Origin of the sequence: Prevotella aurantiaca (assembly GCF_015262605.1) — a bacterium.
GTDB classification, from domain to species: domain Bacteria; phylum Bacteroidota; class Bacteroidia; order Bacteroidales; family Bacteroidaceae; genus Prevotella; species Prevotella aurantiaca.
On sequence record NZ_JABZSJ010000031.1, the window covers coordinates 1 to 13,043 of the forward strand.

Annotated in this window: 9 protein-coding genes; 3 read left to right on the plus strand and 6 right to left on the minus strand. The window is 35.2% G+C overall.

Translation table 11 applies throughout. The features are described 5' to 3' along the window. Positions 1-75: 75 nt before the first annotated feature. Genes HXN26_RS06625 through HXN26_RS06640 form a run of 4 tightly spaced genes read right to left on the minus strand, consistent with a single transcriptional unit; the run spans position 76 to position 7,446 of the window. Positions 76-1,698: an MFS transporter gene (locus HXN26_RS06625; RefSeq protein WP_273159773.1), complete on the minus strand. Its 1,623-nt coding sequence runs from the start codon at positions 1,696-1,698 to the stop codon at positions 76-78. Between the two features lie 40 nt (positions 1,699-1,738). Next, positions 1,739-3,910, minus strand: a complete 2,172-nt coding sequence (gene dpp5 / locus HXN26_RS06630; protein ID WP_273159775.1) for a dipeptidyl-peptidase Dpp5 — start codon at positions 3,908-3,910, stop codon at positions 1,739-1,741. Between the two features lie 8 nt (positions 3,911-3,918). Then, entirely contained in the window at positions 3,919-5,835 is a 1,917-nt protein-coding gene (yidC, locus tag HXN26_RS06635; protein WP_273159777.1) for a membrane protein insertase YidC, read from the minus strand. A gap of 3 nt (positions 5,836-5,838) precedes the next feature. Continuing rightward, positions 5,839-7,446, minus strand: coding sequence for a CTP synthase (locus HXN26_RS06640; protein WP_025000010.1), 1,608 nt, complete (start codon positions 7,444-7,446; stop codon positions 5,839-5,841). A 603-nt stretch (positions 7,447-8,049) separates the two neighbouring features. Between HXN26_RS06640 and HXN26_RS06645 the strand changes: the two genes are divergently transcribed. Continuing rightward, positions 8,050-9,645 (plus strand): capsule assembly Wzi family protein, encoded by a 1,596-nt coding sequence (locus HXN26_RS06645; RefSeq protein ID WP_148295613.1) that lies wholly within the window; start codon positions 8,050-8,052, stop codon positions 9,643-9,645. Between the two features lie 10 nt (positions 9,646-9,655). Beyond that, a complete protein-coding gene (locus HXN26_RS06650; protein WP_273159781.1) occupies positions 9,656-10,093 on the plus strand; it encodes a lipocalin-like domain-containing protein in 438 nt (145 codons plus the stop codon). Between the two features lie 292 nt (positions 10,094-10,385). Here HXN26_RS06650 and HXN26_RS06655 read toward each other — a convergent pair whose 3' ends face one another. Next, positions 10,386-11,504 (minus strand): MraY family glycosyltransferase, encoded by a 1,119-nt coding sequence (locus HXN26_RS06655; RefSeq protein ID WP_273159783.1) that lies wholly within the window; start codon positions 11,502-11,504, stop codon positions 10,386-10,388. A gap of 146 nt (positions 11,505-11,650) precedes the next feature. On the opposite strand from HXN26_RS06655, the gene HXN26_RS06660 reads away from it, so the two are divergent. After that, on the plus strand, positions 11,651-12,406 hold the full coding sequence (locus tag HXN26_RS06660) for a glycosyltransferase family 2 protein (protein WP_025001385.1): 756 nt from the start codon (positions 11,651-11,653) through the stop codon (positions 12,404-12,406). 50 nt (positions 12,407-12,456) lie between these two features. Here the strand turns inward: HXN26_RS06660 and HXN26_RS06665 are convergent, their stop codons facing one another. After that, positions 12,457-13,038 (minus strand): ankyrin repeat domain-containing protein, encoded by a 582-nt coding sequence (locus HXN26_RS06665; RefSeq protein ID WP_025001384.1) that lies wholly within the window; start codon positions 13,036-13,038, stop codon positions 12,457-12,459. Positions 13,039-13,043 lie beyond the last annotated feature (5 nt).

Below are 13,043 nucleotides of genomic sequence, written 5' to 3' on the forward strand. Positions count from 1 at the left end.
GGAGCTTTGTGCATAAAAAAGAGGATGTATCAATTTTGACACACCCTCTTTTATTTATGATAGTCTTTTTATTTATTATTCTGTAATGTTTGGTAATTCCAAACCAAGACCTTTCTTCTTATCTACGATCTTAAGGATAAAGCCGATTATCAAGGCTGCTACACCAAGACATGCTAACATGAGAAGAGGATTAGTGTAATCATACTTCGTTGGGTCGGTAATGCCGACATTTGAGTTGTCAAGCACCTTACCAATAAGCAATGGGAACAACCACAAACCGATGTTCTGAATCCAGAAAATAAGTGCGTAAGCTGAACCAATAATCTTTGGGTCTACAAGCTTTGGTACACTTGGCCATAGAGAAGCAGGAACAAGTGAGAAAGAAGCACCTAGAACAAGGATAGTCAGGTAAGCTACAATAACACCACCAATAGCATGGCCTTTGAATGCTGGGAGAATGAATGCAAATGTGAGGTGGCAGCTAATGAGTAATATTGCACCTAAGATGAGCATAGATGCCGCCTTACCTTTATGGTCAACATAACTTCCAAGAATAGGTGTGATACCTACTGCCAACAATGGGAATACTGCGAAGATAGATTCTGCTGACTGACGCATATAACCCATATAGCAATAACCAATAAGCGAAATGATTGATATGCTAAGCACAGTGAATTTAATACTCTTGTTCTTCATGAAGTTGAACATAAATGCAGTTATAGCAACTATCAACATGATGCCATATTGGATAATTGTAACTTCTGTAGAAGCCCAGAAAGAATCCTTATCAACAGGAGTAAAGGTGAGGTTACACTGTAGCATATTTACTGCGTACTTCTGGAAAGGGAAGATAGCAGAATAGTAGAGTACACAAAGTAAAGATACCAACCAAAAGCCCATACTGCTGAGGATTTGACCAAGGTCACTAAGTTTGAATGGATCATCTTGTTCTTCAGCTTCACCTGTTTGAGAATCAAGCTTCTTATCCATAAAGAAGTAAGCTACGAACATAATAACAGCAATACAGATAAGAACAACACCAAATGCTACTGAACGAGAAACATCAATGTTACCGCCTAACTTAGCAAAGAAAGGTGAGAATATCATACAGGTAGCAACTCCTAAACGTGCAAAAGCCATTTCTGATCCCATAGCAAGAGCCATTTCCTTACCCTTAAACCATTTTACAATACCACGAGAAACCATGATACCTGCCATTTCAGTTCCACAACCAAAGAGCATGAAACCTATGGCTGCAAGCTTTGCAGAAGCAGGCATTCCTTCATAGAAAGGAGAAACACCCAACTGTTCAAACAAAGGAACGTGATTTAAGTTTTCGGTAAACCATGTTTCAAGTCCACTGCCCATAAAGCTTTCGCTAATGGCATAATACTTGATTAAAGCACCTGTAAGCATTACTGCTCCTGAAAGGAGAGCAGTAAAACGAACACCCATCTTGTCAAGAATGATACCAGCAAAGATGAGGAAGAATACAAATACATTCAAGAATGTTTCAGAACTTTGCATTGTTCCGAATGCAGTTGAGTCCCAACCTCTCTGTGAAAGCATCAAGTCTTTGATAGGAGACAAGATATCCACAAAGATGTAAGAACAAAACATTGCAAGAGACAAAAGTAAAAGGGCTGTCCAACGTGCGGCAGCAGAGTCTCTAAGTGTTTTATTAATTTGTTCTGTCATAATAGATATAATTGTTATTTATTAAATTTCATCTAATTTTTTACTTCTTTAACCAACGATCAAGCCAGTTAAAGAATGTACGTTGCCAAAGAACACCATTCTGTGGTTTCAATACCCAGTGATTTTCATCAGGGAAGAGCAATAACTCTGCAGGAATACCACGTAAGCGAGCAGCATTGAATGCTCCCATACCTTGTGTTGCATTGATGCGGTAGTCCATTTCACCATGGATACAGAGAATTGGGGTGTCCCATTTATCTACATCAAGGTGTGGACTATTTTTATATGTACGTTCAGCTGCAGCAGAACGATCTTTGTTCCAATATGCGTCATCATATTCCCAGTTACTGAACCAAGCTTCTTCTGTATCAGTATACATACTTTCAAGGTTGAAAGCACCATCGTGAGAAATAAATGCCTTAAAGCGTTTATTGTGGTGTCCTGCCAAATAGTAAACAGAGAATCCTCCAAATGAAGCACCTACGGCACCTAATCTCTCTTTATCTACAAATGGAAGATTGTTTGCTGCATCATCAATAGCAGATAAATAGTCATTCATGCATTGACCAGTCCAATCGGTACTGATTTCTTCATTCCATTTGCTTCCATATCCAGGAAGACCTCTACGGTTTGGCGCAATAATAACATAGTCATTAGCTGCCATAATCTGGAAATTCCAACGATAGCTCCAGAATTGTGAAACAGGACTTTGTGGACCACCTTCACAGAAGAGAAGGGTAGGATACTTCTTATTTGGATCGAAATGAGGAGGAGTGATAACCCATACCTGCATATCTTTACCATCTGTAGTCTTTACCCAGCGAGGTTTTACATCGCCAATCGAAAGTTGATCATAGATGTGTTTATTTTCAAAACTCAATTGTGTTTGCTCGCTTTGCTTTTCTTTCTTAGTTGGTGTAATAGCAAATATTTCAGTTGCGCTCTTCATACTTTGACGCAACCCTAATAACTTTTTACCATTATTACCTAAAAGTGAAATTGAGGTATAGTTATGCTGTCCATCAGTTAATTGCTTTACTTCACCTTTTAAATTAGTTTGATACGCATTAACAGTAGCATGCCAACAACCAATGAAGTAAAGATCTTTAGAGTTTGGTGCCCAAACATAATCATCTACGTTAGAATCGAATTTCTCAGTAACGTAAGTTTTTTTGCCTGTACTAAAGTCATATATACAAAGACGATTGCGATCACTTTCATATCCATCGTGCTTCATGCTTTGCCATGCAATGTACTTTCCATCAGGAGAAAACTTTGGATTGGTATCGTAACCAACATTGAAATCACCATCTTGGTGATTTACTTTCTGGTTGCGAAGTGACTTTGTCATATTAATCTCAGGCTCTACATAGTCTGCAGGTTTACACAAATTTGTAGTTTTTTTAGTTTCTAAATTATAAAGGAATATGTCAGAATCTGTTGAAACTGCATATTTTACACCTTCTTTTTTTCTACAGGTGTAAGCAACTTGCTTAGAGTCAATACTCCAATCAAACTGTTCAATACCACCGAATGGTGCAAGTGGGCTTTCGAATGGTTCACCTTCAATAATGTCTATATCGTTTTTGCTAATACCATCAGCTGTAACATCTGCAACGAATGGGTGTGCTATTGTTTCAACATAATGATCCCAGTGACGATAATTCATATCTGTGATAAGACGACCAGAAGCCTTTGGAAGGTCAGAAGGGTTTTTCTTAATAGTTCCATGGTAAGGTAAACTCTTGATAAGAATAACCTTCTTGCCATCTGGCGAGAAACGGAAACCTTCTATTTCGATGTCTGAAGACGATAGTTTTTTGCGATTAGTTCCGTCTGCATTCATCGCCCAAACTTGTCCTTCAAAAAGGAAAGCAATCGTATTATTGTCTAACCATGCTGGACTACTTTCACTTTTTGCTGATGTTGTAAGCTGGCGTGCATTCTTTCCATCCGCATTCATTACATAGATTACTTGGTGTCCTTTGTTTTCTTTTACACTGTAGTAGCCTACTTGGTAAACAATCTTGCTACCATCGGGAGATGCTTGTGCACTTCCGATTCTTCCCATAGCCCACAGCGTTTCCGGAGTCATAACATCTTTGCTAAGTGTTATGTTATGTTTTCCGATGTTTACTGCTTCTTGGGCATTTGCAATTCCACTATTCATAACGAGAGCAGTTGCAATAGCAATTGAAACATTTTTGTTCATAATTTTAGTTATTTATTTTTATTTAGGTTCTGTTTTCTGCGTTCTAATTCAGCCTGCTGTTTTTGTTGCATTTCTTGAATAGCTTGCATACGTGCTGCTAATCCACTCTTTTTCTTTGGGTTTTTCTTGTTTTCTTCACGTCGAGCTTCTAATATCGCGAGCAATTTTTCTTCGTTTGTAGTCTTACGTAATGCCCACATAATAGCAGCAGAGAAGAACAATGAAACGAAATAATAGAAGTTCAAGCCAGATGAATAGTCATTGAACATAAAGAAGAAAGCAACAGGCATAAAGAACATCATATATTGCATTATTTTCATTTGGTCAGCTTGTTGTCCAACCATTTGATCTTTCTGTTGTTGCATTGTAAACCAAGCATACAGAATATTAGCAGAACAGAAAAGGATACAAGTTAATGAAAGGTGATCGCCAATTAACCATAGATTACTATTCCATGAAATAATTGGATCATATGTACTGAGGTCATCCATCCACAAGAAACTTTGACCACGTAGCTGTATAGCATTTGGAATGAAGTTGAACATTGCAATCCAAATAGGGGCTTGTATGAGCATTGGTAAACAACCTGAAAGCGGACTAACTCCATATTCTGAGTACATCTGCATCATCGCCTGCTGTTTTTGCATTTGATCCTCAGGTTTATTATATTGTTTTGTGGCTTCTTCAAGTTTTGGTTTTAAAACACGCATCTTGGCAGAGCTCATATAACTTTTCTTTACCATAGGATAAGTTATAAACTTCAAGAGCAATGTTATGAGGATAAGAACCACACCCATTGGGAAGAATTTGCTCAACCAATCGAATACATAGATTGTAAACCAACGATTAATAATACGGAATAAAGGCCATCCTAAATCTACAAGTCTTTGCATTTCAAGATCTTTTCCGAAATTACTTACTTTTTCAATGTCCTGTAATAAACGGAAATCGTTAGGACCAAAGTAGAATTCAAAATCAGAAGCTTTAGCACCAGTAGGGTCAAGAGAAGTGTTTAGACTTGCTTGATATAGTTTCAGGTAGTGTGCTTCTTTTGCAAATGGTGTACTTTTTAGTTCTGAACCAATTGCAAAACCATCTTTAGAAATTAAGACAGCAGAAAAGAATTGGTTCTTGAATGCAACCCAATCAAGAGTTTCTTCAGTCTTTTTGTCAGCCTCTTGTGATTCACTTAAATGTTTTGTTCCACCTTCAGATTTCTTGTAAGTGATTGTTGCATAACGATTTTCAAAAGAATGACCGAATTCTTGTTGTTTGCATTTATCTTGCCAATCAACAAGAAGCTGATTTTTTCCAGGACTAAATAATCCGTTCATACCTGTCGTTCTTAGACTTAGACGCAACATATATGTATTGGTTAGTTTATAATCCAATACAAGTGTTTTGCCATTACCAGCATCAGCTGTCATAGTAAGTGTTGAGTCAGTCAGATTAGAAGGTGTGAAGTAAAGATCTTGTGTTTGGATATTTTGATTTTTCGCAGCTAAAACAAAGTTTAAATTCTGGTCGTTACCACTAAAAAGTGTGACATAGTCCTTACCTGTACTGCGATCTTTATTTGCGACATCATGACCTTCATAACCTTTTATAATAGCCTTTTTAACGACACCACCTTTTGTATTAAATGTAAGTTCAATCTTACTATTTTTTAATACAATATCTTTTGCAGAACCTTTTGATGCCGCGTAGAATAAAGCTGTAGTATCAGTATATGCTTCGTTTGCTTTGTTTGCAGCTTTGCCAGCTGCTTTCTTTTGTTCTGCTATCTTTTGGGCATTAGCAATAGAGTCTTTTACAAACTCAGTACGTTGTTTAGCAATTTCTTCTTTAGAAGGTTGTTGCCACCATGCAAAACCAAAGAGAACTAGGATTATGAGTACAAACCCAGTGATAGTGTTTTTATCCATTTCTTATTTTTTCTTATTTTCTATTGCAGTCTTAATGAAATCGAGGAAAAGTGGGTGTGGATTTAGTACAGTAGATTGGTACTCTGGATGAAATTGAGTTCCAATAAACCACTTTAATGATGGTATTTCAACAATCTCTACAAGATCACTTTCTGGGTTGTGTCCAACACACTGCATACCATTTTTTTCAAACTCTTTTTCATAATTATTATTAAATTCATATCTGTGACGATGGCGCTCTTGTATATGTTCTTGTTTGTAGATATTGAATGTATGTGAATTTTGTCGTATTAAACATTCGTAAGCACCAAGACGCATAGTACCACCCATATTGGTGATATTCTTTTGTTCCTCCATAATGTCAATAACATTGTGGTCAGTCTTTTCGTCCATTTCGCGTGAATTTGCATCACTGTATCCCAATACATTACGAGCAAATTCTATTACCATCATTTGCATACCTAAACAAATACCGAAGGTTGGAATATTATTGGTTCGTGTATATTTGATGGCAACCAATTTACCTTCAATACCACGTTGGCCAAAACCAGGACAAATAACAATACCATCAAGATCTTTCAGTTCTTCACCTACATTAGCATCAGTAAGATGTTCTGAATTTACAAAATGAAGGATTGTTTTGTGATCGTTGTATGTTCCCGCTTGCAACAATCCTTCACGTATACTCTTATAAGCATCTTGTAAATCATATTTTCCTACCAATCCAATATGAACTTCTTTCGTTGCCTTGCGTAATTTATCAAGGAATTTTTTCCAAGGGCCTAATGCTGGTGCTGGTTTTACTTCTTCGCCACATTTTCGTAAAATAGCAGCATCAAGACCTTGTGCCTGCATATTAACAGGGACTTCGTAAATGCTCGGCATATTTTCGCTTTGTACAACACAATCTAAATCTACATTGCAAAAAGCAGCTACTTTCTTACGAATATCGTTATCAAGATGTTTATCTGTGCGTAATACCAAAATGTCTGGCTGTATACCTACACTTTGCAATTCTTTTACACTATGCTGTGTTGGTTTAGTCTTTACTTCTCCAGCTGCACTAAGATAAGGTACGTAGGTAAGGTGTAAATTTATGGCACGCTTACCCAATTCCCATTTCATTTGGCGAATTGCTTCAAGGAAAGGCGCAGATTCAATATCACCAATCGTACCGCCAATTTCAGTAATCACAAAATCGTAATGGTGTTTTTGACCTAACTGCTTGATATTACGTTTTATTTCGTCTGTAATATGAGGTACTACTTGAATAGTTTTACCAAGATAATCTCCACGTCTTTCTTTATCAATAACGCTTTTGTAGATGCGTCCTGTGGTCATGGAATTGGCTTTCGTAGTCTGAATGCCTGTAAATCTTTCATAGTGGCCCAAATCAAGGTCGGTTTCCATTCCATCAACTGTAACATAACATTCCCCATGTTCATAAGGATTTAATGTTCCCGGGTCAATGTTAATATAGGGGTCGAACTTTTGGATAGTAATATTGTAACCTCTTGCTTGAAGAAGTTTTCCAATAGACGACGAAATAATTCCTTTTCCAAGTGAAGAAACTACACCGCCTGTTACGAAAATGTACTTTGTCTCAGTCACGATTATGTCTTTTATATTATTGTTCTTTGGAAGTTTACTAACTTACAACTTGCAAAGATAGTAAAAATCTAATGAATATCTCCCTGAAAGCTATTTTTTCTACTATAATTCGAAAATAATTTTGTCATATTTATAAAGTACTTCGGTTAATGGTCGAGTGATTTCCGTTCTCTATGCAAGTAGACCTGAAGGAACTATACAAACTTTCTCATTTTTATACAGACATCTTATCTTAAATGAAAGAATTTTATAAAAATGTTTTTAATAGGTTTTTAGTATTGAAAACAATTGAAAATGGTTTTTGAAAGGTATTTTTACTAAATCAAAAGCCTATATGTTTTATATTCTCTTCGTGAAGTTCTTGTTGGAACTATTTTTTTTATGTAAATTTGCACCTATATATAATATAATAGGTGGGTTTTAATAATTACCACCAAAACTTAAACTTATAAATAATGGGTTACGTTTCAATTTGTTTTGTTGTCTTATTGCAGCAAATTGTCAATTTACTTAATGGTATTTTTTTTATGCTATTTTGTTTGTTGATACTTTGTATGCCAAGAATGACTTCAACAAATCAGAACTAATTATTAGAACCTGTCTATGGAAATGAAACGGATACTATCAATCTTTTTTGGTGTATTGGCGTGTACGACTTCTTTTTCTCAATATGTGCCGCCAGTAATAAAAGATACAATAAAAGCAAGAGCTTTTAAGAGTATTGAATATAAGGTAGAAATGCAAGGTAGTTTCTCTAACACCAAAACACCTTTATGGCTAAATGCAAATAAGTATGGACTCAGTTCGCTTGAGAATTCAAATGGATATATTCGAACTGCTGTTATCCGTCCGTTATCTGTAGATGAAGGACGTAAATGGGGAATTGGTTATGGAGTAGATGTAGCAGTGCCCGTAAATTATACAAGTCCTTTTATTGTACAGCAAGCTTTTATTGAAGGCCGTTTGCATCATGGTACTCTTACTATAGGTACAAAAGAGCAACCAATGGAGTTAAAAAATAATAGTTTAAGTTCAGGTTCACAAACTTTAGGTATTAATGCACGGCCTGTTCCACAAGTTCGTCTTGCGTTGGCGGATTATTGGACATTACCTTTTGCAAATGGTTGGTTACACTTAAAAGGACATATTGCATACGGAAAGATGACTGATGATAATTGGCAGCATGATTTTACAAAAAAGCAAAATAAGTATGCCGATAATGTATTATATCATTCTAAAGCAGGTTACTTAAAACTTGGAAATGAAGAGGTGTTTTGTCCATGGTCGTTAGAGTTAGGTTTGGAAATGGTATCTATGTTTGGTGGCACTGCTTATCGTCCAACACCGTCTGGAGGAATGGAAACTCTGAAAGGAGATACAGGTTTGAAGGCTTTTTGGAAAGCTTTTATGCCAGGTGGGGCAGATATTGGCGAAACAACCTACCAGAATGCTGAAGGAAATCAATTAGGTTCTTGGGTTGCTCGTTTAAAATACGAAGGTGAAATGCATAGCTATGCCCTTTATGTTGATAAATATTTTGAAGATCATTCGGGAATGTTTTTCTTAGATTACGATGGTTATGGTACTGGCGAAGAATGGATGCAAAAGAAAAAGCGAAAGTATCTTACTTATAGTTTGAAAGATTGGATGGTAGGTTTTGAATATCGTCGTCGAACTGGTAGTTGGTTGAATGCGGTGGTATTAGAATATATTTATTCAAAATATCAGAGTGGTCCAATCTATCATGACCATACTAAAACCATTGCCGATCATATCGGAGGTCAAGATAATTATTACAACCATTATATTTATACTGGTTATCAGCACTGGGGACAAGGAATGGGAAATCCTCTATATCGTTCGCCCATTTACAATAAGAATGGAAAAATTGAGTTCCAAAATAACAGATTTATGGCTTATCATCTTGGATTATCTGGAGAGCCAAATGAGTTTTTTAATTGGCGTTTTCTTGCTTCATGGCAGGAAGGTTTAGGAACTTATATTGAGCCATATATTAAAGAAAGGCATAATGTAAGTATATTAGCAGAGGCTGCTTATAAATTACATAGTATTAGACACCGGTGGTTGAATGGAATAGATGTAAAGGCAGCTTATGGAATGGATATTGGTTCTATTCTTGGTGGTATCAATTATGGTTTACAGTTCACTATAACCAAAACGGGTTTATTTAATTTATAAAGATATGAATATGAGAAAAATACAAATAATGTTGTTCTCTTTAGTGGCTTTGTTCTTTCTTTCAGCTTGTACACTTGAGAATGATAGCACTACTCCTGGTAAATTGTCAGGTATGTGGCATTGTGTTTATATTGATAAAGGAGCAGCGAGTGTAGAATTGAAAGACAAGAAAGTATATTGGTCTTTCCAAGGTAATTTGTTATTGTTGGAAGATAAAACAGGTGCAAATAGTTGGATTCTGTATCATTTTAATAAAACAAATAATATTTTAGAATTGAAGGAACCTTATCGTTACGATCGTGAAAACGGCGACGAACTACTTACAAATCCTTCGCTTTTAAAATTCTATGGTATTGATGATTTATCTACAACATTCATTATTCATCAGTCGGAATATACAATGGCTCTTGTTAGTGATAAGGTAACATTGCATTTCAGGAAATTTTAACTACACTGACAAGTTGATTCCCTTTAAAATATTTAAGGCAGATTCTTAAAATAAATTTTAAAGAACTCTGCCTTTTTTATTGTCTAGGAAATATTCCCAACTTTAAAAAGAACATATAAAGTTTTTAAAAAAGGAGATAATTACTACTTAGAAAATTGTAATGATATTCTATCAAATTTATTATTATAATTTTAAAATTTATAATTATAAATTTTTATTTTGTTATTATATTTTTTTAGCCTCTTATTCTTATGTGTTGAGTTGTTCCTATTCAGCTGTTTTAAGACATATTTTAATCTTTTTGAAAAGGTTGTTTGTTGTTTCGTCTGATAGCAGGATCTAAAACAAACATATTAAATAAGGTAAAAATAGCAATGTCTATTATTATAATCAGAGTAAAATCTAATAAATTAAACAATAGTGCATTCATACTGATGAAGACAATAGCGAACACTAAGATAGCAATAAGTGCCTGGTGCTGCGTAAGTCCTGCTCTCATAAATTTATGATGAATATGGTTTTTGTCGGGGTGAAATATTCCATAACCATGTAATATTCGTACAATAATTACACGACAAACATCAAAGATAGGAATGATTAGTAAAGTTATTGAGAGAAATATTGCCCCTTTGCGATAAGCCATTACGTTTGGGTTATCCATACAAAACTTCACGAGTAATACACCAAGAATGTAACCTAAAGTTAGCGAACCAGAGTCGCCCATAAAAATTTTACGATTTTTTTCTTGTTTTCCGAACATATTGTAATAGAGAAAAGGAACCAAAACGCCCATCAATCCAGCTGTGAGGATACAATAAATCCACATCTTTTCTATAAAGAAACTATAGAAGAAACCACCTAAAGCAATGAAAGATAAGCTGGCAGAAAGTCCATCTATACCATCAATTAGGTTGATAGCATTCATAATAAAAACCAATATAAATACTGTCAGCGGTGCTCCTACCCAAAACGGAATTTCGTAAATTCCACAGAAACCATAAAGGTTATTGATATAAAGCCAAGAAATAGGTAGTAGAGATGATACAAAAATCTGTATAATGAATTTCTTTTTGGCTTTTACACCAAAAATATCGTCAATCAGTCCTGTAGTGTAGATAACTACCAAACCGACAGCAAAAAAGATAGTCCACGGACTAATCTCTATTTTTTGTCCATTATAAGCAAATGACCAAACAAGAAGTGCAACAATAGTAGCTGCTAGCATACTGGGTAGAAATGAAACTCCACCCAAGCGAGGAATAGCTCGTTTGTGTACTTTTCTGGAATCAGGAATATCGTATAAGTTTCTTTTTTTGCAGAAGTTCAGAATGCGGGGGATGAAAAGGAATCCGCAAACGATGCTTAGGCTAAAAGCAATAAAACTAATAACGATATATACGTATATATTCATAGTCGATTAAAAAATTTCCTTACAGATTTAGTAACATAACACATTTTTCTTACTTTTATTGTGTATAATGCAAAATTAGTGGATAAAACTAAAATATTTTTTAAGTTTGAACGTTATTAACAGAGGTATGACCGAGAACTATAAGAATGAAAATATCAATTATTACAGCTACCTATAATAGCGAAGCAACAATTGCCGATACAATAGATTCTGTATTGAGCCAAGACTATCCTAATATAGAATATTTAGTGATAGATGGTGGTTCATCTGATGCTACCTTGGATATTGTAAAAGCAAATGCTTCAAGATTTAATGGTAGACTTCGTTGGGTATCTGAAAGTGATCGTGGTATATATGATGCAATGAATAAAGGCATACAAATGGCTACGGGTGATATCATTGGTATTTTAAATTCTGATGACTATTACACAAGCAACGATGTGTTGTCTACCTATGCAAATGCCTTTAGAACAAGTAAGGTAGATGCCGTTTATGGCGATATTCATTTTATACGCGATGGACAACCGCACAAAGTTGCCCGATACTATTCTTCTAAAATATTCCGTCCAACATTGTTAAGATTTGGCTTTATGCCTGCTCACCCTTCTTTCTATGTTCGGCGTTCTGTTTACGAACAAGCAGGAAACTATAGTCTTGACTATAAAATTGGGGCAGACTTTGAAATGATGGTACGTCTGTTTAAGAAACATCGCATAAGTTATAAATATATACAGAAAGATATGGTAACAATGCGTATGGGTGGTGCGAGCACAAGTGGAGTAAGTAGTCATAAGCTATTACTGAAAGAAGATGCGCGTGCTTGCAGAGAGAACCGTATCTATTCTAATACGTTTCTAATAGCCTTAAAATACTTTTATAAAATATTCGAATTTAAGTTTTAGAGATCCTATTAAAATTGAGTTAATTCGATATAGTTGCTGTTGATAAGCTTTTATTCAGTTCTGTCTCCGTATAATTCTCTTATATGGTTCAATATTGGCTTAACATCTTTTGTCTGATTTCCTATTTTAATACTCCCATTATCAATACCTACTAAAACCTGATAAGGTGAGAACAATGTTCCTTTTTTAAATGGGTCTAAGCCTAAATCAAGAAGTTTAATGATATTTGGAGTATAATCGATATCGTGTGCTAAAGCATATCCAAGCAAAGGAGGCTCAACCTGAATATTGATATTGGGATTGGACAATAGATAATTGAACATTTCATAGTTCTTAGAAGTAATGCAGTAATGGAGTGCAACATGCCCATTTATATCCGGTTTGTTTATATCTGCACCTAATTCTATTAGTCGTTTTGCATACCCATTTGCAAAAGGAAAGTCAACCATTACATTATTATAGTTGATAATACATTCTAAAAAGGCGCTCGTTCCTCTTTCGCTAACAGCATCAATTCCACCATGATTATTTAAGTAAGAAAGAAAATCTTCAAAGCTAACTCCATCACTAAACAGAGTGAAAATATCGATTACCTTGAAATCACTTTTTTTATTTATCTTATTTGTTTTCATAATAG

Coding starts and splice junctions, on each gene's coding strand:
- HXN26_RS06625 (WP_273159773.1), bottom strand. CDS start 1,698: ATGACAGAACAAATTAATAAAACACTTAGAGACTCTGCTGCCGCACGT.
- dpp5 (WP_273159775.1), bottom strand. CDS start 3,910: ATGAACAAAAATGTTTCAATTGCTATTGCAACTGCTCTCGTTATGAAT.
- yidC (WP_273159777.1), bottom strand. CDS start 5,835: ATGGATAAAAACACTATCACTGGGTTTGTACTCATAATCCTAGTTCTC.
- HXN26_RS06645 (WP_148295613.1), top strand. CDS start 8,050: ATGGAAATGAAACGGATACTATCAATCTTTTTTGGTGTATTGGCGTGT.
- HXN26_RS06650 (WP_273159781.1), top strand. CDS start 9,656: ATGAGAAAAATACAAATAATGTTGTTCTCTTTAGTGGCTTTGTTCTTT.
- HXN26_RS06655 (WP_273159783.1), bottom strand. CDS start 11,504: ATGAATATATACGTATATATCGTTATTAGTTTTATTGCTTTTAGCCTA.
- HXN26_RS06660 (WP_025001385.1), top strand. CDS start 11,651: ATGAAAATATCAATTATTACAGCTACCTATAATAGCGAAGCAACAATT.
- HXN26_RS06665 (WP_025001384.1), bottom strand. CDS start 13,038: ATGAAAACAAATAAGATAAATAAAAAAAGTGATTTCAAGGTAATCGAT.